Raw genomic sequence first — 21,176 nt, 5'->3', positions numbered from 1 at the left:
CACCGAGTAAAACAGTATGAGGATACTGCCATGACCACAGGCCGGGACCGCTCTTCCTTCGCACGACCTCGATGCGGATGTCGGCAGGCAACCCTACGGCGACCGCGTGAACGGCGAGAGGGTGTTGCCCACTAGGAGACGACATCCTTGGTGCGGAAGTGGCGAAACGCGAAGGCGATCAGGATCACCGAGTACGTCACGGAGACCGCGACGCCCTTGATCATCCCGCTGTAGTCGGGCTCCGGGGCGAGCGCGTCGAGCCAGGCGGTGTTCCAGAACGTGGGCAGGAACTCGCGCAGCGAGCCGAGCGCCTCCACCGCCTGGAGGATGCTGCTCACGATCACCAGGCCGACGGCCCCGCCGACGGCGCCCAGCGGCGAGTCGGTGGAGACCGAGAGCAGGAAGGCCAGCGACGCGACCACGAGCTGGCTGACCAGGGCATATCCGATGACGACGGCGAACTTCGGCAGCACGTCGGCGGCCGGGATCAGCTCACCCGTGCCGGGCACCCGGATGTCGTTCCAGCCGAAGGCGAGCGTGCCGGCCAGCAGCGCCATCAGCGGGAGCACGGTAACGGCGGCGGCCGAGTAGCCCAGCGCCACGATCAGCTTCTGCCGCAGCAGCCTGCTCCGGGGCACCGGCGCGGCCAGCAGGTAGCGCAGCGACGACCAGCTCGCCTCGCTCGCCACGGTGTCGCCGCAGAACATCGCCACGGCGACGACCAGCAGGAAGTTCGCCGACACCGACAGCGCGAAGGCGGCGAAGTTGAGCCCGCCCTGGGTGGCGAGGTCGGACAGCCGCAGCGAGTCCTGCCCGCCGCGCTGCGGACCGAACTGGAACGCCACGACGAGGATCCACGGCAGCGCCAGCAGCAGGCCGAACATCACCAGCGTCCGGCGCCGTTTGAACTGGCGCAGGATCTCCACCCGGAGCGGCAGCGTCCGACCGGGAGCGTAGCCGTGCGCCTGCCCGAGGTCCTGACTCGGGGACTCCTGCGACACCGGGCTCATCGGCTCTCTCCGATCAGGTCGAGGAAGACGTCCTCCAGCCGGGGGCCGGAGCCGTTGGCCGACTTGGCCCCGCCGAGCAGTTCGCCCACCGGACCGGTGGAGACCAGCCGGCCGCGGTGCATGACCACCACGTGGCTGCAGGTCTGCTCGACCTCCGCCAGCAGATGGCTGGAGACGATGACGGTGCGCCCGCGCTCGGCGTACGCCTTGAGCACCTTGCGCATCTCGGCGATCTGTGGCGGGTCGAGGCCGTTGGTCGGCTCGTCGAGCACCAGCAGGTCCGGCAGACCGAGCATGGCCTGGGCGATGGCCAGCCGCTGCCGCATGCCCTGGGAGTAGGTGCGGACCGCGCGGTCGAGGGCGGCGCCGAGCCCGGCGATCTCCAGCGCCTCCTCCAGGTGGGCGTCCCGCGCCGGCCGGCCGGTGGCCCGCCAGTAGAGCTCGAGATTGGCCCGGCCGGACAGATGCGGCAGGAAACCGGGTCCCTCCACGAACGACCCCAGCCGCGACAGCACGGGAGCGCCGGGCACCACCCGATCGCCGAAGATCCTGATCTCGCCCTCGTCGGGGACGATCAGCCCCATCAGCATCCGCATGGTGGTGGTCTTGCCCGCGCCGTTGGGCCCGAGCAGGCCGAGCACCTGCCCCTTCTCCACCCGGAAGGACAGGCCGTCCACGGCCTTCTCGCCGCCGCGGTAGCGCTTGCCCAGCCCGCTGATCACGAGCGGCACCTCGGCGAGGTCGGCCCGGCGATCGTCACGCGTCCGGATCCGGCCGGCGAGCAGCAGCGCGACGGCGACCGCGAGGGCGGCGAGCGGCAGCGCCCAGGTCCACCATGCGGGGCCCGTCATCGGGGTGGTCAGCGCCGTGTCCCGGGGCAGCGTGAGGTCGGGCGAGTCGAGGCCGATCCGGTGTACGGCGGGAGCGTCCGGCGTCGCGTACGCCAGATCGGTGGTCGAGACGACCACCCGCAGCCGGTGCCCGGCGTCGAACAGCCTGTCGATGGCCGGCAGCGTGACCGTGACCGGGGTGCCCGCCTCGGTGGCGGTCACCCGCAGCGGCGAGACCAGACCGGACGGGAGCACGGTGAGCGCTCCGTCGGAGGAGTCGTAGAGCTTGGCGAACAGTGTCGCCTCGCCCGTGCCGTACACCTTGATCCGGACCGTCGGACTGCCGGTGACCCGCAGGGGAGCGGGCAGCGGCGCGGACTCGAAGGCGGCGGCCTGGCCCGGCATGTCCAGTGCCACCGAGGCGCTGCCGCCGGTGGCGCCGAGCAGGCCGCCGAAGCCCGGCAGCGACGAGATCGACGGGGGCGAGCCGCCCGGCGGATTGGCGACCGGCTGGTCGGGGCCCGAGATCGTGACCGTGGTCGGCTCGGTGCCGGACAGGCCGGGATAGCGGTCGGCCGCCGCGTGCACCAGCACGCGCTGCCGCGTCCCCGGATCGCGTCCGCCGTCCCTGGAGACGGTGAAGGCCCCGGCCGCGCTCCCAGCTTCGTCCTGTTCCTTGAGCCAGCGGTCGAACCAGGTCGCCGTACGGTCGAAGACCCAGTCGGGCTCGCCGTCGCCTCCGTCGTGCCCGCCGCTCAGCCAGGCCACCTCCACCGGGGCGCCGGCGGCCGCGATGGCCCGCGCGTTGGCGTCGGCATGGGAGAGGGGGAACAGCGAGTCGCGCTGTCCCTGGATCAGCAGCGTGGGGATCTTGATCTTCCCCGGCACCGAGATCGGGCTGGAGCGACGCAGGAGATCGACGGCGGCCTGCGTGGCGCGCCCGCTCTCGGCGACCTCCTGGTACATCTCGCAGATCTCCGGGAGGAATCGCCCGCACCGCACCTGCTCGGCCGTCGGAACCGGCATCCCGCCGCCGTCACCCGTGGGGCCGGCGCCCCCTGTCGCCATCTCGGGGAGGCCTCGTCCGGAGGCGAGCCGGTCGGCGCCGGAGCCGAAGAAGATCCCGGCCCACATCTTCTTGAACACGCCGTTCATCGGTCCCCGGCCGGTGGCGTCGGGGAACAGCGCGTCGGCCAGGTCGTGCCAGGTGATCTGCGGGACGATCGCGTCGACCCGGCCGTCGTAGGCGGCGGTCATCAGCGCGATGGCCCCGCCGTACGAACCGCCGGCGATGCCGACGCGGGGGTCCCCGGCGGCGTCGAGACGCACCTCGGGCCGCTTGGCGAGCCAGTCGACGAGCTGGCGTACGTCCTTGACCTCGTAGTCGGGGGAGTTGAGCGCGATCTGCCCGGTGGAGCGGCCGAACCCGCGGGCCGACCAGGTCAGCACCGCGTAGCCGCGCTCGGCCAGTTGGGCGGCCGACGAGCGCATGTCCTCCTTGCTTCCGCCGAACCCGTGGGCGAGCAGCACGGCCGGGGCCTTCCCACCGGAGGCCGGCGGGAAGAAGGTGGCGTCGAGGGTCACCCGCTGGTCGTCGGCCGGACCGTCCACGACGGGGATCGCGATGTCCTGGCCCCTGGCGGGCGGCGGAGACGGCCACAGCGCCCAGGTGAGCGCACCGGCCACGGCGAGAACCAGCGCGACCACCGCCGCCAGGGCCCGTCGCCCACTCGGAAGTCTCATGCGGTGATGCTACTGGTCGGAACATGGGGTGGCCTCCAGCGCCGGATCGCGCCGGAGCGTGCCGAATCGTGATGATGGCTCAGGGAAGTCCCTGATTGCGTGGTCAGTCGCGGGACCGGCATCATTTCGGGCGTGGCAACAGGAACGATGTTCAGGCAGGTCGCCGCCCGGGCGCGCGGGTGGGGCCAGGCCGTACGCGCGTTGGTGCTCGGCGTTCTCGCATGGGCACAGCCCTACTGGACCCGGGGGGAGGCGGGCCGGGAGACCCCGGCCGACCTGTTCCGGGTTCTCTACTCCGGCTGGCTGGTGGCGTTCCTGCTGAAGGTCCTCGGCGCGAGCTGGGACGTGTCGTGGCACTTCAAGTGGCTGCGCGACGACCTGGCTCCACCGCACCTGCTCAACAGCGCGGGCACGGCCATCGCGGTCACCCTGGCGCTGGTGCACTGGTACACCGGCTACGGCGTGGATCGTACGGCGTCCCGCCTGATCGTATGGGGCACCGGGATCTTCCTCATCGCCGTTCCGCTCGACCTGATCAACCACCGCGTGAACGGGCTCGACATCACGGCCTGGAGCCCCTCACACGCGCTCCTCTACATCGGCACCGCGCTGATGCTCGCCGGGGTGATCCGGGGATGGTACGTCGGCGCCGGGCGGCAGGCCGGGGTCACGGTGCGCAGACGCACGCTCGTGCTGGTCGGCCTGTTCGTGTTCTTCTTCGAGAACGTGCATTTCGCGCAGCAGCAGCAGGAGTACGGCGTGCTGGAGATCGCCTCCTGGGACCGGGGCGAGCCGTACGCCGAGCCCAGCCTGCTCGAGTTCGCCGCCCAGCAGATGGGCCGGGCGGTGGACCGCACCATGGTCGTCAAGTTCTCCCTGCCGATCCCCGACTGGGTCTACCCCGTCTACGCCGCCGTGTTCGGCATGCTCGTGCTGGTCTTCGCCCGCCTCATGGTCGGGCGGCGCTGGACGGGTACGGCCGTGGCGGCCGCCTACGTCGGATACCGCTGCCTGATCTGGCCGCTGCTCGTCGGGACGGACTTCCCGGCGTCGGCCGTGCCGTTCTTCCTGCTGCTGGGCGGGCTCTGCGTCGATCTGGCGTTCCTCGTGCGGGTGCCGTACCTGCGGCCGCTGCTCGGCGCCGTGCTCGTCACCGGCGGCCTGTACGGCGGCCTGGCCGTGCAGTCCGCCCTGGAGGCGCCGCCGTACGCCGTGGACTCGTGGCCGATCGCCCTCGGCGCGCTGGCCGTCGCCTGGCTGGCGGCCGAGTGGTTCGCGGGCAGGCACCACCTCATCGCGGGCGAGTCGCCGACGACAGCGGCCCCTCCGCCCGCGGACGTCGCGGACCGGGAGGCCGTGGCCCCGGCGGCCGGGACCTGAGCGGCGAGGCCGACACGGGCCCGATCAGGCCCGTGCCGGCTGCAGCGGCGTCCCGGCGTCGCCGATCGCCGGCGCCCGCCCGGAGTGCGGGTTGGCCGCCGTGGTGTCCATGAGCGGCAGACGGAGCACGAAGCGCGCCCCACGCGGCGAGTCCTCGACCGTCAGCGAGCCGCCGTGGGTGGTGGCGGCCTCGCGGGAGATGGCGAGGCCGAGCCCGCTGCCGCCGGGGTCGCGCTGCCGGCCGTCGGCCAGGCGGACGAAGGGCTCGAAGACCCGCTCGCGGTCCTCGGCCGCGATGCCGTCGCCGTCGTCCTGGACGATCAGCACGGCGTGGTCGCCGCCGCGTTCGACGGTGACCTCGACCTGGGAGTGGGCGTGCCGCTGCGCGTTGGCCAGCAGGTTGCTCAGGACGCCCAGCAGATGCAGCCGGGTGCCGAGGACGACCAGCCGTTCTGTGGCGGCGTGCAGCCGCACCGGCTTCCCGCGGGGCGGCCGCGTGCCGAGCTCGGCCCGCACCAGCGCGGTGAGGTCGACGGGCTCGGGGGCCGACGCGACCGTCCGCTTGACCCGGGTGTAGGTCAGCAGCTCGTCGATGATCCGCTGAAAGCGCTCGGTCGAGCGCAGGGCGCCTCGAAGGGCCTCGTGCGGGTCCACGTCGTCGGGGTAGAGGAGCGCCTCCTCGATCTGCGCGCGCAGCGCGGCGGCGGGGGAGCGGAGCTCGTGGGAGACCATGGAGGCGAACCGCCGCTGGTCGGCCATGAGCTTCTCCAGCTGGTCGAGAAACCGGTTGCTCGCGCGGGCGAGCCGGGCGATCTCGTCGTCACCGGGCGGCTCGGGCAGCCGCAGGCTCGCATCGCCCACCGTGGCCTCGGAGACCTTCTCGCGGATGGCGGCCACCGGCCGCAGTGTCCGGCCCACCACCTGCCACATGATCCAGGCGGAGGCGGCGGACGCGAGCAGGACCAGGGCGGCGGTTCCGGCCTCCAGGCGGTGCCCGGAGAGGAGGGGCGGCTCCTTCACCCCGGCGTAGACGTAGTGGGGTTCGCCGCCCCCGATCAGGGTGGGAGCGGGCAGCATGGCGGTGAGCAGCACGCACTCGCCCGGTGCGGAGCACGCCTTCAGGTACTGGATCGGATCGTGGGCGGAGGGACGGGCCGTGCTGAGCGCCGGACTGTCGGCGGCGGAGGGGGAGGCCGCCACCACTCGCCCATGAGAGTCCACGAGCTGAAGGAAATGGACCTGACCGGACGGATCTTCCGGTGATGTCTCGGCGGGCTCCGGGATCAAACCTGGCCGCATCGACGCGATCCAGTCGACGGCCGCCCGCTGCGTCGCGTTGAATACGTGCGCCTCGACCGTCTTGCGGATCACGAAGTCGGCGCCGGCGCCGATGACCGCGAATACGATCAAAGCGACCAATCCCGCGGTGAGCGTGAAGCGGCCCCGGATGGAGCGCGGGCGTGGCAGACGCACCCCTCTGACCTTCAAGGTAGATCCCCCGTTGTCCCATAAAGGAGCCAAGTGGATTAAATATTACTTAATGCCCTCACATCTCCAAACCGCGTGGGGATAGCACGGTCTGATCTATAGCAAAACTGGGAAAATCCATTACGTTTTCTTTGGCAAACGACCTGATTATGGGAATAGTGTGAGGAATGTGAAGAATGTGACGGATGGGCGGGACGGGTGCCGTTTTCGATCCGGACCCGTCACGCCACGGGGGCTCTGGTGATCGCGACGGCGACGCCGTACGCGAGGCCCATGATGGTCAGCTCGAACGCCGCCCAGCCCGCGAACGCGGTGACGGAGCCGCGCCCGATCGCCGGCATGAGACGCCACCGGATGTTCGCCCCGAGCAGTGCGATCACCCCGGTGAGGACGGTCTTGGCCACGATCAGCCAGCCGTACCGGCTGGTCAGCAGTGACCCCGGGAAGCTCTCTCCGGGCGTCAGCAGCAGCTCCACCACCCCGTTGAAGATCCCGGACAGACCGACGATGACGAGCGCGTAGGTGGCGAGCCGGGAGAATCGCGGCAGCGTGGCCGCGAGGAGCTCGCGCCTGCGGGCCAGCAGCACGGCGAGCGCGACCAGGCCGCCCGTCCAGGACGCCGCCCCGATGACGTGCAGTTCCATGGAGACCATGCTGAGGTCGTGCCAGTACCAGTTCGAGGCGTGGCCGGTGACCGGGAGCGGCAGCAGCCCGAACCCGGCGATCAGCACCCGCAGCTCGGCCGGGACCTTCTCCCCGAACCGTACGGCGAGCATGCCCACGGCGGCGCTGAGCAGGGCGCAGGACGCGCTGACGATCAGGCCTCGACCGGCGGGGATGCGGGCGACGTAGGTCGCGATGTCGGGCGTCTGGCCGGGGGTCAGCTCGGCGGCGCTCAGCACGGTGGACACCAGCGCGGCGGCGCACCAGACGAGCGAGGCGAGCACGGCCCAGTGGCGGGCGCGCGTGGCCACCGGTTCCGTGCGTGCGGGGTCGCCGAAGCCGAGCAGCTTGGGCAGGAGGCTGAGGCCGAGGGCCGCCGTCGCGGCCAGGTCGAGGATCAGCCGGGTGATCGGCAGGCCGTAATCGACGGCCAGGCTCGGCATGGGGATGCCGACGGCACGTCCCGGCAGCGTCGCCCACGTGGCGACCACGGCCGCGAGCAGGCCGCCCGTGACGAGTCCGGCGATGGGGAGCCGCGGCCGGTCGGCCGGTCGCCTGCCGTCCGAGGGTCTGCCATCCGGCGGAGTGCCGTCCGGTGGTGTGGGATCCGGGGGCATGGGCCGTACCGTCGTCTCGGTCATGCCGCGCTCCGCTGCCGGCGGTCGTGCCGTACCAGCACGAGGGTGCACAGCACGAGCAGTGCGGCGGTCGCGACCAGCAGCACCCATACCCAGGTCCCGCTGCCGCCGGTCGAGACGGGAGCGGACGGGAGGGCCTCGTTCGCCGGCGCCGTCGGCGAGGGCGGAGCCGCCGTCGAGCCGTCGCCGGTCACGGTGACGTTGACGGTGCCGGTGACGGGATGCCCGTCGTTCGACACGATGCGGTAGCCGATGGAGTAGGCGCCCGGCGGCGCGGGGGACCGTACGCCGATGAAGACGGTGGTGCCCTGCACGCCCACTTCACCCTGTTCGTAGCGGGCGCCGTCCGGGCCGGTGACGGCGATCCTGGCGAAGTCGGGCCGCACGGGCTGATCGAAGGTGAACGTCACCCGGCCGGGCATCGCCGCGAGCGTCGCGCCGTCCTTGGGATCGCTGCCGGTCAGCACGTTGTGCGCTCGCACGGGTGCCACCAGCAGCAACAGGGCCGCGCACGCCGCCAGTGGGACCACCAGTGCGCGTACCGCCGCTCGCCTGATTCGGAACACCTGCCTTGCCTCCCATTGGGCGGGGTCTTGCCAAGCCATGGTCCCATTGATCACGACCGGTCGGACACCCCGGAGGGGGGACGGCACTGCAAGATCACGAACCGTGTTCGCCCAAGTCAACGCGGGAGCGTGCGAGATTCTGCAAGATCACCGAGGGGGTCCGCCGATGTCATGGGGGTGACGTGCGAGAAACCGCAAGATCGCGGGGAAAGAGGGGCGCCCGGCGGTCCGCTTGCGGGACCGCCGGGCGCCGGGTTGGGCTCCGGACCGCGAGAGTGTCACCGGTCTCTCACGGTCCGGAGGCTTGTCGGACCGGGCGGCTGGGGGGTCTTACGCGCCGCCCGGTCACGTCTCAGGTCACGACCTGGGGCCGGTGCCCCGGGTCACAACTTCTTCCACAGCGCCGGCACGTTCGGCGGCTCCCAACCGGTGAGGGCCGTGTGCGGCTGGAGGCACTCGTAGTTCGAGCCGCCGTAGCTCACCTTCGCCCCCGAGGTGTAGCTCGTGCCGGCCGTCCAGGCGGGGTAGTCGCCGGGCACGCTCGGGCTCGGGCTCGGTGAGGGGCTCGGTGAAGGGCTGGGCGACGGGCTCGGGCTGGGCGAAGGACTGGGCGAAGGACTGGGTGAGGGGCTGGGCGAGGGGCTCGGGCTGGGCGAGGGGTTGTCGTTCCCACAGGTGCCCCTGTCCTCCCAGACCCCCGCGCTGCCCGGGGTCTCACCCTGGGTCCACCACCTGGCCCGCCAGGTGCGACCGTTGTGGGAGACCAGGTCGCCGCCCGTGTAGACGGTCGTGGACGACCACGGGGGAGCGGCGCAGGGGGTCCCGGTGGGCGACGGGGAGGGGTCGGGCGAGCCCGTCGGAGACGGGGACGGCGAGGCCTCGACACCGCCGCGGGCGAGGTCCTGCAGGATGCCGTACGAGTTGCCGCCGAAGGATACGGTCCAGTTGGACGGGGTCGAGATCGGCAGCTGGTACACGAAGGAGAGGTCCAGCGACGCGCCCGGCGCGAGCGACTGGTAGCCCGGGATCTTGAACGACACCCGGTTGTAGTCGCCCTTCAGGCCACCGATGTTGTTCGGGGCGTTGTGGTCCTTGCGGATTACCGTCAGCCCGAAGCCGGACTGGTCGGAGGCGGTGCCCGGAGCCGAGCTCGCGTAGTCGAACTGGAACTCCGTGCCGCCCGGCAGGGTCATCGGCGAGTTGTTGGTGATGTGGATCTTCGGGTTGATCGGGTAGTTGTTGTCGCCGAGCGCGAAGCCCCGGAACTCGACCGAGATGTCCAGCTTCTGTGCCGGGATCGGGGTCGTCGCGCGCACGTTCTTGTACGGCGAGGCCGACTTGAACTTGTCGTACATGAGCGTGGTCAGCGTCGTCCCGGGCTCGTACTGCCCCTTGGCGGCGTTCCAGCCGTAGTCGCCGGCGAGCTCCCAGATCATCGTGCCGCCGATGCCCTTGGCGATCACGTAGTCGGCCTTGGCCGCCACCGACTGCTCGTCCTCGGTGGACAGGAACACCTTCTTGGTGGAGTTCCACAGCCACGGGGTGGTCAGCGTGGAGTCGTAGTGGCGGGTGTAGGTGCCGGTCAGCGACGTGTCCTCGATGCCGTACGACCCCAGGTAGTCGCCGAGGACGCCCTTCTCCAGGTTCTTGGCGTGCCACATCGGGTTGGAGCCCGCCGGGGACTCCTTGCCGTTCGTGTCGAGGTCGTGCCACAGGTTGTCGATGCCGACGGCGCCGTCGCCGCAGGTCGTCAGGCCGGAGCCGGCCGGGCAGGTGGTGGCCGGAGCCGTGCCCCACATGCCGTTGGTGCCGCCCTGGACGTTCTTGAACCCGCGGGTGTAGTAGGGCAGGCCGATGTTGATGCGGCCCGGCTGCATCGCGCCGCGGAAGTAGTGGTAGGCCCAGTCGGTGTTGAGGTAGCCGATGCCGCCGTACTGCCCGGCCCCGTAGACGTTGGCCGCGGCGAGCTCGGCGTCCTTGCCGTCGTCGTAGAGGTAGGAGTTGGGGCCGACGTACTTGTTCCAGGCCCCGTGCAGGTCGTACGACATGACGTTGAGGTAGTCGAGGTACTGCGTGACCTGGTTGGTCTCCATGCCGCGCAGCAGCCAGCCGGAGGCGGGCGCGGCGACCGTGAGCATGTAGTACCTGCCGTCGGCGGCCGACGCGCGGTCCAGCTTCTCGCGCAGCGTCTTCATCAGCGCGACGTAGTTCTTCATCAGCGTGCCGCGCTTGCTGTTGGCGATCGGCCAGTCGAGCGGGTTGCCCGCGTCGTTGTTCGACGTCGGGTACTCGTAGTCGATGTCGACGCCGTTGAAGCCGTACGTCCGCAGGAACGACACGACGGAGTCGGCGAACGTGTCGATGCCCGCCTGGCTCGACGTCATCGTGTAGAAGCCGCCGCTGGCCTGCCGGTTGCCGGAGTCGTCGAAGTAGCCGCCGGTCTCCGCCCAGCCGCCGACGCTGACGAGCGTCTTGGTGTTCGGGTACTGCTTCTTGAACTTGTTGAGCAGGTTGAAGTGGCCCTTGTAGGAGTAGGCCGGATCCATCTCGGCGCCGGCGACGCCCGGCCAGGTCATGCCGATGGCGGGGTTGCCCGGCCGGTCCGACCCGACGGAGATCTTGTTGTCCGCCCCCACGTGGGCGAACGCGTAGTTGATGTGGGTGACCTTGCCCCAGGGGATGTCGCTCGCCAGATAGCGGGTCTGCCCGTTGGTGCCGTCGCGCCAGCTGGAGAAGTAGCCGATGATGCGGCGCGGGTGGTCCGCGCCCATCTTCTCCCGTCCCTCCTCGTCATAGGTGAGGCAGTACGGAACGTCCACGCCGGGGGTCCGGTAGAGTCCGTCGGGCCGGCAGGCCTCGTTGTCCACCGCCGCGGCGGCGCCGCCGGCGCCGCTGACCGCGGCGAAGCCGGCGGCCAGTCCCGTGAGCAGGGCGACTAAGGCCGCGCCCGACGCCGCGCGCAGACGCACGGCATTACCCTTCAGCACCAGGGTCACCTCCATAGGCGAAGTGCCAAGTCGTTCACACACCCCGGCCGCCAGGGGTTGATCCGGAAACTAATCCCGCCCGAGCAGGGCCGTCAATGGGTTCTATTAATAAAGTTTCCTGTTAATACCCTCTTAAGCCCCGCCTGACCCTGCTCTCAGGCTCGTCGGCCGAAAGTGAGGGGAGTGTGACGATGAGCGATCGCGCCGGCGGCGTCGGTGTCACTGCCGGGACGGTACGGGGTTTTCGGTCGGGCGCTAACCCGGCGGGCTCCGGCGAGACGGGCGATCCGGCGTACGGCCGTCGCCGGGGATCCTCCGGTCGTGAACGCGTGATCGCGGTTTTGAAAGTTTCGGGGGTGGGACGGGAGATTTTCAGGCGAGCAGCCAGCCGTAGAACCAGGCGAGGCACGCCAGTCCGGCCATGACCGGGATGATCCGTACGGCTCGGGCATTCAGCCGGAAGGCTTCGATGCCGGACAGCACGGTGGCCACGACGACGAGCAGGCCGCACCACGCGACCACCGGCGGCACTCCGACGGCGAGCATGGCCGAGTCGGTGAGGCCGGCCAGGCTGAGCGCGGACAGCCCGGCGAACGCCACCCCGGCCAGCCCGGCGAGCACCGACAGCACGGGCGGCGTGCCGCCGCGCCGACGGCCCGCGCCGACGGCCCGCCGGGCCAGGGACACCAGTCCGGTGAGCAACTGCACGATCGCCACGAGCGCGAACGCGGCCCCCGGCGCGAGCAGCGCCGGCGTGACGCTCGCCCGGTAGGCCGCCGGGGTCAGCAGCACGTCTCCCGGCCGCACCAGGGCATGGGGCGCCCGTCCCGGATCGCAGGGCGCCGCGCCGGCCGACTCGGGGGCGTCGAAGAACGCGGTGATCGTACGGCGTCCGCAGTCGCCGGACAGGAACACGGCGTGGCCGACCCCGGCGAACTCTGTGAGGCGGCCCTCGGGCAGCGTGTCGACGGCCCGGCGGGTGGACCCGGTGGACGTGGTGGGGTCGAGCCGCCCGCGCAGGACGAGGGTCGGCGCGGGGAGCGTGCTCGCGTCCGGCGCCGCCCAGTCGGCCCGGGAGGGGGGCAGCCGCCAGGCCCCGCAGACGGCGGCGTCGGCGACGACGGTGGCCAGCCGGGGACCTGCGGCGCCTGCGGCGGCGTCGGACGGCGCCTCGTCCTGGCACTGGACCGCGTAGTAGAGCCCCCAATCACGGCCGGTCAGCCTCTCGCCCATCCGGTCCATCAGCGGCTGGAGCAGCCCGGTGCGGCCGTCCGCCAGGCCGTCGATCAGCGCGGGGACGATCGGGACGAGATCGCCGTCCTGCAGTGCCTCCGCGACCAGCGTCGCCATGTCGTCGCCGGACAGCCGTAAGGAGACACGCTCGCGGGTGACCGGGTCACGGGTGTCGAAGACGGCCGGGGCGGCGTTCAGCCGGGCCACCATCGCGTCGAAGCGTTCGGTGCCGCCCAGCTCGGCGATGGCCGCCGTCAGGTCGGCGGCGGCCTCGTCGTACCGGTTCGCCTCGGCCGGCAGGAAGGAGTCGAGCACCACCGCCCGGGTGCCTTCGGGGTCGAGCGCGGCCGCCCGGAGCATCGGACGGGTGGAGTAGCCGACGCCGAACAGGTTCCACCGCTGGTAGCCCAGCGCCCGGCGCAGGTCCACGACATCGGCGGCGATCTCGGCGCCGCGGTAGCCGCGCAGGTCGACCCCCTCGCGCTGGAGCCGGCCCATGCAGGCGTCCGCGTCCGCGACGATCCCGTGGAGGGTCTGCGCCACGCCGTTCTCACCGGCTTCGCGCGTGTCCTCGGGCGCCGCCAGCGCGGCCAGGACGCCCCGGCCGAGCCGCGGACAGCGCAGCCTCGGCTCGGAGTGACGGCCGCCGCGCTGCTCGATCACCACCACGTCGCGGCCGGGGAACATGTCGGAGAGGAGGCCGGTGAGCAGGAACGACGGGGAGCCGGGGCCGCCTCCGGTGAAGACGACGGGGATCCCCGCGTCGCCGGTGGAGGTGGTCGCGGGCCGGCGGACGGCGAAGCCCACCTTGATCGTCCTGCTGTTCGGCACGTCACGCCGCTCGGGGACGAGGAGGAATCCGCAGCTCGTGCCCGGCGGCATCGCGACCGGGCATGGCCGTTCCTCGATCGTGGCCGGTGTGTCGGCGGCCCGTGCCTCGGTGGCTCGTGCCTCGGTGACCCGTATGTCGGTGGCGCGTGCGTCGACGGCCCGTCTGCCGACGGCCTGTGTTTCGTAGGCCTGCGTTTCGATGGCCTGCACGTCGGTCGCCTCTGCGTCGACGGCCCGGGCCGACGCGGAGACACCGAGGAAGGTCAGTACGAAGGCCGTCACCAGGGTCGTCACCAAGGCCGTGACGGCCGCCCCATGCCAACTCCGCAACCGTCAGTCCTGTCCCGCGAACCCGGCGATATCCGCAGAAACCTTAGCGCGAATATCAACGAGGCCGTGCGGTGCTCTCGCGGATCACCAGATCGGTGGCGAGCTCGACCCGGCGTGCCTCCGCGCCCTCACCACGGCCCATGGCCAGCACCATGCGGGCGGCGAGGGCCGCCATCTCCTGGAGCGGCTGCCGCACGGTGGTGAGCGGCGGCCAGGCCGAGCTCGACAGCGGGAGGTCGTCGAAGCCGACCACGCTGAGGTCCTCGGGCACCCGCAGGCCGCGCTGGCGCGCCGCCTCGAACACGCCGAACGCCTGCATGTCGCTGCCCGCGAAGATCGCCGTGGGCGGCTCGTCGAGCGAGAGCAGCGCGTGCCCGTAGTCGTGACCCGAGTTGACCAGGAAGTCGCCGTGCTTGATCAGCTCGGGGTCGATGGCGACCCCGGCGGTCTCCAGGGCGGCCCGGTAGCCGTCGATCCTGGCCCGGCTGCACAGCATGTCGGGCGGCCCGCCGATCATGCCGATGCGGGTGTGGCCGAGATCGAGGAGGTGCCGGGTGGCGGCCAGGCCCCCGTGCCAGTTCGTCGCGCCCACCGAGGCGACCCCCGGCGGCGGCTCTCCCTCCGGGTCGACCACGACGAACGGGATCGATCTGGCGCTGAGCTGCCCCTGCTGCCGTACGGACAGCCGGGAGGTGACGATTATCACCCCGTCGGTGCGCCGCGCCGCGATCCGCTCCAGCCAGTCGCGTCCCGGCCCGGCGTGGGTGTGCAGCACGGAGATCACGACGCTGGCCGCCGCCTCGTGCGCCGCGGACTCGGCTCCGCGTACGAGCTCCATCGCCCAGGGGCTCTCGATCTCCGAGAAGACCAGGTCGAGCAGCCCGACCGGACCGTCGCCCTGGCCGGTCCTGCGTTGGTAACCGTGCTTGTGGAGGAGCCGCTCGACCCGCTGGCGAGTCTCCGGGGCCACCTCGGGTCGGCCATTGATCACTTTGGACACCGTTGGGACGGAGACCCCCGCCTCCTCGGCGATCAGGGCGATCGTCACCCGCCTTTTCCCTGCCATGGAAATACAGGATAACCGAAAGTTTCGGGTCGGATTCGCCGGGGGTCTCCCTCGGTGCTCTTGACGCCCTACCGTGCTTCTCTTTATCCTCCGGGTCTCGAAACATTCGGATGCATACCGAAACTTTCAACCTGGTGGGGGCCCGGATCGTCCGCGGGGACCCGTACCCCGGCGACGGTTTCGGCGACGAAGGAGTTCTGATGACGCTGCGTGTCTCCGGGCCCCAACTGGTGGACGAGGAGGGCAGTCCGGTACGGCTGCGCGGAGTCGGTCTCGGGGGTTGGCTCAACATGGAGAACTTCGTCACCGGCTATCCCGCCAACGAGACGACGATGCGGACGGCCGTCCGGGAGGTGCTCGGCGAGGAACGCTATGAACTGTTCTTCGAGCGGCTGCTGACGTCGTTCTTCACGGAGGACGACGCCGATCTCCTGCGGGACCTCGGCGCCAACTGCGTCCGGATCCCCGTCAACTACCGGCACCTGGAGTCGGACGACCGGCCGATGGAGATCGTCGAATCCGGCTTCCGCCACCTGGACCGGGTGATCGGCCTGCTGGGCGAGCGCGGCATCTACAGCGTCATCGACCTCCACGCGCTCCCCGGGTCGCAGAACCAGCACTGGCACTCGGACAACCCCACCCACGTGGCCTCCTTCTGGCAGCACCGGCATTTCCAGGACCGGGCGGTCCACCTGTGGGAGGTGGTGGCCGACCGCTACAGGGACAACCCGTGGGTGGCCGGCTACAACCCGATCAACGAGCCGGGCGACCCGAGCGGACAGGTGGTCGGTCCCTTCTACGACCGCCTGGTCAAGGCGCTGCGCGCGGTCGACCCCGGCCATGTGCTGTTCCTCGACGGCAACACCTACTCGACCGACTTCTCGGTGTTCCGCGAGGTGTACGAGAACACCGTGTTCGTCTGCCACGACTACGCGCTGGCCGGGTTCGCCCACGGCGGGCAGTACCCCGGATACACGCGCGGGGAGTGGTGCGACCGGGCCGAGCTGGAGCGGACGTTCGAGCGGCGGACCGTTTTCCAGCGGGAGACCGGCACGCCGATCTGGGTGGGCGAGTTCGGCCCGGTCTACACGGGCGACCCCGACATCGACGCGCAGCGGTACCAGATCCTCCGCGACCAGCTGGAGATCTACGACGCCCACGACGCCGGGTGGTCCCTGTGGACCTACAAGGACGTCGGGCTGCAGGGCCTGGCCTGCGCGGCCGGGCCGTACATGGACCGGTTCGGGCCGTTCATCGCCAAGAAGCGGCGGCTCGGCGTGGACCGGTGGGGCTCCACGATGGAGGAGTCGGCGCAGGAGCTGGCGCCGCTGCACCGCCTGATGGAGACCGAGTTCCCGCTCTGGGAGCCCTACCCGTGGGGCGCCCGCTACCAGGTGGACGACCTCGTCCGCCACATCCTCATGGCGCAGGCGCTGGTGCCCGAGTACGCCGAGTTGTTCCGCGGCCTCGGCGACGACGAGCTGATCGCGCTGGCCGACTCCTTCGCCCTGGCCGACTGCACCCGGCGCGAGCCGCTGATCGACCTGCTGTCCGCCAACCTGCGCGGAGCCCGGAGCGGTGACCACAGAGCCTGACCGGGGCCGGTCGCCGCGCTGGGAGGAAGCTCCGGTCCGCTGCGAAGCCCGCTTTGCGGGGCTTCGCGTGCGGTCCTCGCTCCCTCCCGCTCCGCTCCCTGCATTCCGATGATGCTGGACCACGAACCTCATCCCGTCCCTCTCCTGTCCCCCCGAGGAGACCCCATGCGCAAACCCGCGGCGGCCCTGCTGAGCCTGCTGATGTCCCTGTGTCTCTCCGTGGTCCTGCTTCCGGCCGGGCAGGCGACGGCACGGGTGGCGACGGCACAGGCGGCGACGCAGATCGCGAAGTACGACTTCGAGGACGGCACCACCCAGGGATGGGGGCCGCGCGGCGACGGGGTCACGGTCACCGTGACCTCCGACGCCGCTCACTCGGGGACCGGCTCCCTGCTCACCTCCGGACGGACCGCCACCTGGCATGGCGCGTCCATCACCCCGCCCTTCGAGAAGGGGGTCGCCTACTCGGTGACCGCCTTCGCCCGGCTGGTGAGCGGGGAGCCCAGCGCCACGATCGCGCTGACCGTGCAGCGCACTCCCGACGGCGGCGACACGACCTACGAGCGGGTCGCCGCCGGCACGGTGACCGACGCCGGCTGGGTCGAGCTGTCGGGGACGTACACGTTCGGCGCCGACTCGACGGGCCTGCAGCTCTACGCGGAGAGCTCCGACGCGGCCACCCGGTTCTACCTCGACGACATCGTCATCACCTCCGACAGCGACCCGTCGCGCTCGGGGCTCTCGACCGACTTCGAGAGCGGCACCGCACAGGGCTGGTCGCCGCGCGCCTCCGCCTCGCTCGCCACGACCACGGACGCGGCGCACGGGGGCTCGCGCAGCCTCGCCGTGACCGACCGGTCGGCCTCCTGGGACGGCCCGGCGATCAGCGTGCTCGGGAAGATGGCCAAGGGCTCGAAGTACACGCTGAGCGCCTGGGTGCGGCTCGGCCCCGGCGCCGAGGCGGGCGGCAGGCTGGGCCTGTCGGTCGAGCGGCGTACGGACGGCACGCCGTCCTATGAGCGGGTGGCCGCGCCCGCCGCGATCCCGGCCGGGGAGTGGGTGGAGCTCAAGGGCACCTACACGCTCGCCTACGACGTGGACTTCCTCAGCGTCTACGTGGAGTCCGACAGCGGCACCTTCCCGTTCTACCTCGACGACTTCACGATGTCGTACATCGAGCCGAAGCCGATCGAGACCGACATCCCCTCGCTCAAGGACGAGGTGCCGTTCACGATGGGCGCGGCGGTCGAGCGCCCGCAGACCATCGGCGAGCACAGCCGGCTGCTGCTCAAGCACTACAGCGGGATCACCCCGGGCAACGCGCTCAAGTGGGACGCGACCGAGCCGCGCGAGGGCGAGTTCACCCTGGCCGAGGGCGACCACCTGGTGGACTACGCCGTCGAGCACGGCCTGACGGTCCGCGGCCACACGCTCGCCTGGCACAGCCAGACGCCGGACTGGGTGTTCAAGGACGGCGACCGGGATCTCACCGACTCCCCGGCGGACAAGGCGCTGCTGCTGCGGCGGCTGGAGAACCACGTGAAGACCCTCGTCGGCCGCTACAAGGGCAAGATCGCGGCCTGGGACGTGGTCAACGAGGTGATCGACGAGAACCAGCCGGACGGCCTGCGCCGCTCGAAGTGGTACCAGATCACCGGCCTCGACTTCATCAGGACCGCCTTCCGCGTCGCCCACGAGACCGACCCGGACGCCGAGCTGTTCATCAACGACTACAACACCGAGTTCCCGCGCAAGCGGCAGGCGCTGTACGACCTGGTGAAGAAGCTGAAGGCCGAGGGCGTGCCGATCGACGGCGTCGGCCACCAACTCCACCTGAACATCGAGTATCCGCCCGCGTCCAGCGTCGAGGACACGATCGAGAAGTTCGCCGGGCTCGGGGTCGACCAGCACATCACCGAACTCGACGTCAGCGTCTACACCGACTTCGTCTCCACCTACGACAGGGTGCCCGACGAGGTGACCGCCGAGCAGGGCTACCGGTACAAGGAGCTGTTCGACGTCTTCCGCCGGCACCGTGAGCAGATCGGCTCGGTCACCATCTGGGGCCTGGCCGACGACGCCACCTGGCTGTCGACCTTCCCGATCACCCGGCTGAACACGCCGCTGCCGTTCGACGACGAGCTGCAGGCCAAGCCCGCCTACTGGGGCATCGTCGACCCCGCCGAGCTGCCGCCCCTGGTGCGCAAGCTGGAGGCCCCGGCCGGCATGCCGAGGGTGGACGGCCGCCGCGACCTCGAGTGGGACCTGCTGCCCGACACGCCGATCGCCAAGGTGGGCGGCGTCTCCGCGGGCTTCCAGGTCCGCTCGGCCAAGGCCGGGCTGTACGTCATGGCCGAGGTGCGGGACGCCACGCACGACCGGGACGACCGCGTCACCTTCACCATTGGCGGCAAGCCGTACACGGTGAAGCGGAACGGCGCACATGACCGGGGCGTCACCGCGGCGGCGCTGCCCATCGGCGGCGGATACCGCGTCGAGGCGCTGCTGCCCTCGGGCACGGCCACCGATCTCGACGTGACCGTGCGCGACGCGGCCAAGGGGGGCACGGACATCTCCTGGACCGGACGGCTGACGTTCACGCCCGCCGTCAAGGTCACCACCGCCCCACGCACCCTGCCCCTGCCCGGCGGCACCCCCGTCGTCGACGGGAAGACGGACCTGGCGTGGGCGCGGGCCCCGGAGATCACGACCCGGACCTGGATCCAGGGCACGTCGGGCGCCACCGCGCGGGTGCGGGCCATGTGGGGCCGGGACACCCTGTACGTCCTGGCCCGGGTGACCGACCCCACGCTGAGCGAGGAGTCGCCGGACCCGTGGGCGCAGGACTCGGTGGAGATCTTCGTGGACCCCGAGAACGGCAAGACCAAGGGATACGGCGACGAGGACGGCCAGTATCGGATCGGCTTCTCCGGCAGGGTGACCGTCGGCGGCACCTTCGACGCCGTCGGGGTCAGGGACAACGTGACGGCGGCCGCCAGGACCGTCCCCGGCGGATACGTGGTCGAGGCCGCGATCAAGCTGCCCACGGTCAGGCTCGGCGTCGGCGGCCTGCTCGGCTTCGACGTACAGGTGAACGACGCCACCGGCGCCGCCCGTACGAGCGCGGTCACCTGGAACGACGCGACCGGCCGCGGCTACCTCGACACCAGCCACTGGGGGGTGCTCCGGCTCAGCGGCGTGCTGCCGTGAGCCGGGGGCCGCTATGACCGATCCCGTGATCGAGCGTATGACCGAGATCTGCCGCGGGTTCCGCAACCCGATCATCCCGGGGTTCCACCCCGACCCCTCGGTGTGCCGGGTGGGCGACGACTACTACCTCGTCACCTCCAGCTTCGAGTGGTTCCCCGGGGTGCCGATCTTCCACAGCCGGGATCTGGTCGACTGGCGGCAGCTCGGCCACGTGCTGGACCGCCCGTCCCAGCTCGATCTGGACGGCGTACGGGCCTCCGGCGGCGTCTACGCGCCGACGATCCGCCACCACGACGGGGTGTTCTACGTGATCACCACGCTCGTGGGCGGGCCGGGCCACTTCGTCGTCACCGCCACCGATCCCGCCGGTCCGTGGAGCGACCCGCACTGGCTGCCCGGCATCGGCGGCATCGACCCCTCCCTGCTGTTCGACGACGACGGCAGGGTGTGGGTCTGCGGCGCACGGGAGAAGGCGGAGCCCCGCCACCCCGGCGACACCGAGATCTGGCTCCGGGAGCTCGACCCGGTGACGCTGCGCCCGCTGGGCGAGGAGCGGGTCGTCTGGGATGCGCTGCAGCGCGGCGGCGTCTGGTCCGAGGGCCCGCACATCTACAAGATCGACGGGCGCTACTACCTGCTGACCGCCGAGGGCGGCACCTCTCACGACCACGCCGTGATGATCGCGCGATCGGAGCACGTCGCCGGGCCGTACGAGCCCTGCCCGCGCAACCCGATCCTCACCAACCGCCATCTCGGCCGTGATCACCCGATCACCTGCACGGGCCACGCCGATCTGGTGGAGACCCAGGACGGCGACTGGTGGATGGTGCTGCTCGCGGTCCGCCCCTACGGCGGCGGCGACAACCTCGGCCGGGAGACGTTCCTCACCTCGGTCCGCTGGGAGGACGGCTGGCCGATCGCGGACCCGGTCGCCGAGACGGCCACCGCCCCCGCGCTGCCCGAGCACCGCTGGCCCGCCGCTCCGGCCTGCGACCACTTCGACACGGTACGGCTGTCGCCCGTGTGGAACCATCTGCGCACGCCGCGCGAGCCGTACTGGAGCCTGGGCGACGGCCGGCTGCGGCTGCGGCTGCGACCGCAGACGCTCGCCCAGCGGACCAACCCGAGCCTGATCGCGCGGCGGCAGCAGCACATGGACTTCGCCGCGCACACGGCGCTGGACTTCACGCCCGGGCCGGGAGAGTGCGCCGGCCTGGCGCTCGTGCGCAGCGACGACTTCCACGTGCTGATCGTGGTGACCGCACGCGGCCTGGAACTGGTCCGGCGCGAGGCGGGCGTCGAAGCCGTACGGGCCCGTACGCCCCTGTCCGCCGCGTGGAACGGGCGGCCCGGCAGGATCTGGCTGGGCGTGGAGGCACGGGGGCAGGAGTACCAGGCGCGCTACGCAGAGGCGCCGGGGCAGTGGCGCGATCTCGGCGACCCGGTGGACGGCAGGATCCTCGGCACGTCGGTCGCCGGCGGCTTCACCGGCGCCTATATCGGCATGTACGCCAGCTCCAATGGCCGCCCGAGCGGCAATACGGCCGAATTCGACTGGTTCGAATATCTCCCGCTCTGATGGCCTGCGGGCCGATGGCGACAATGC

At 71.3% G+C, this 21,176-nt stretch carries 12 protein-coding genes; 4 read left to right on the top strand and 8 right to left on the bottom strand.

The features are described 5' to 3' along the window. Window positions 1–131: 131 nt before the first annotated feature. The gene (locus tag AP234_RS20550; RefSeq protein ID WP_055481320.1) at window positions 132–1,010 is read right to left on the bottom strand and encodes an ABC transporter permease subunit; all 879 of its coding nucleotides are present in this window, start codon (window positions 1,008–1,010) and stop codon (window positions 132–134) included. After that, window positions 1,007–3,583, bottom strand: coding sequence for an alpha/beta fold hydrolase (locus AP234_RS20545; RefSeq protein WP_055481319.1), 2,577 nt, complete (start codon window positions 3,581–3,583; stop codon window positions 1,007–1,009). Before AP234_RS20545 ends, AP234_RS20550 begins: the two co-directional genes overlap by 4 nt. A gap of 132 nt (window positions 3,584–3,715) precedes the next feature. Here AP234_RS20545 and AP234_RS20540 point away from each other — a divergent pair, with 132 nt between their 5' ends. Then, window positions 3,716–4,963 (top strand): hypothetical protein, encoded by a 1,248-nt coding sequence (locus AP234_RS20540; RefSeq protein ID WP_200926623.1) that lies wholly within the window; start codon window positions 3,716–3,718, stop codon window positions 4,961–4,963. A gap of 24 nt (window positions 4,964–4,987) precedes the next feature. Here the strand turns inward: AP234_RS20540 and AP234_RS20535 are convergent, their stop codons facing one another. From AP234_RS20535 to AP234_RS20510, 6 genes are all read right to left on the bottom strand, one after another. Further along, window positions 4,988–6,373: an ATP-binding protein gene (locus AP234_RS20535; protein ID WP_152990535.1), complete on the bottom strand. Its 1,386-nt coding sequence runs from the start codon at window positions 6,371–6,373 to the stop codon at window positions 4,988–4,990. 299 nt (window positions 6,374–6,672) lie between these two features. Further along, a complete protein-coding gene (locus AP234_RS20530) occupies window positions 6,673–7,755 on the bottom strand; it encodes a CopD family protein (protein WP_235558279.1) in 1,083 nt (360 codons plus the stop codon). Then, a complete protein-coding gene (locus AP234_RS20525) occupies window positions 7,752–8,318 on the bottom strand; it encodes a copper resistance CopC family protein (RefSeq protein ID WP_055481317.1) in 567 nt (188 codons plus the stop codon). The genes AP234_RS20530 and AP234_RS20525 overlap by 4 nt, the downstream gene beginning before the upstream one ends. 383 nt (window positions 8,319–8,701) lie before the next feature. After that, a complete protein-coding gene (locus tag AP234_RS20520) occupies window positions 8,702–11,314 on the bottom strand; it encodes a chitinase C-terminal domain-containing protein (protein ID WP_235558278.1) in 2,613 nt (870 codons plus the stop codon). A 363-nt stretch (window positions 11,315–11,677) separates the two neighbouring features. After that, window positions 11,678–13,699, bottom strand: coding sequence for an alpha/beta fold hydrolase (locus tag AP234_RS20515; protein WP_152990534.1), 2,022 nt, complete (start codon window positions 13,697–13,699; stop codon window positions 11,678–11,680). 55 nt (window positions 13,700–13,754) lie between these two features. After that, entirely contained in the window at window positions 13,755–14,765 is a 1,011-nt protein-coding gene (locus tag AP234_RS20510) for a LacI family DNA-binding transcriptional regulator (protein ID WP_055481315.1), read from the bottom strand. A 200-nt stretch (window positions 14,766–14,965) separates the two neighbouring features. Between AP234_RS20510 and AP234_RS20505 the strand changes: the two genes are divergently transcribed. From AP234_RS20505 to AP234_RS20495, 3 genes are all read left to right on the top strand, one after another. Continuing rightward, window positions 14,966–16,360 (top strand): cellulase family glycosylhydrolase, encoded by a 1,395-nt coding sequence (locus AP234_RS20505; RefSeq protein WP_055481485.1) that lies wholly within the window; start codon window positions 14,966–14,968, stop codon window positions 16,358–16,360. Between the two features lie 165 nt (window positions 16,361–16,525). Further along, complete coding sequence (locus AP234_RS20500) at window positions 16,526–19,570, top strand: endo-1,4-beta-xylanase (protein WP_055481314.1); 3,045 nt, start codon at window positions 16,526–16,528, stop codon at window positions 19,568–19,570. 25 nt (window positions 19,571–19,595) lie between these two features. Next, window positions 19,596–21,149, top strand: coding sequence for a glycoside hydrolase family 43 protein (locus AP234_RS20495; RefSeq protein WP_235558277.1), 1,554 nt, complete (start codon window positions 19,596–19,598; stop codon window positions 21,147–21,149). The last annotated feature ends 27 nt before the right edge of the window (window positions 21,150–21,176 follow it).

The sequence above is a fragment of the Sphaerimonospora mesophila genome, assembly GCF_001417795.1.
Classification (GTDB): Bacteria; Actinomycetota; Actinomycetes; order Streptosporangiales; family Streptosporangiaceae; genus Sphaerimonospora; species Sphaerimonospora mesophila.
This window is presented reverse-complemented; position numbering and strand designations above follow the sequence as displayed.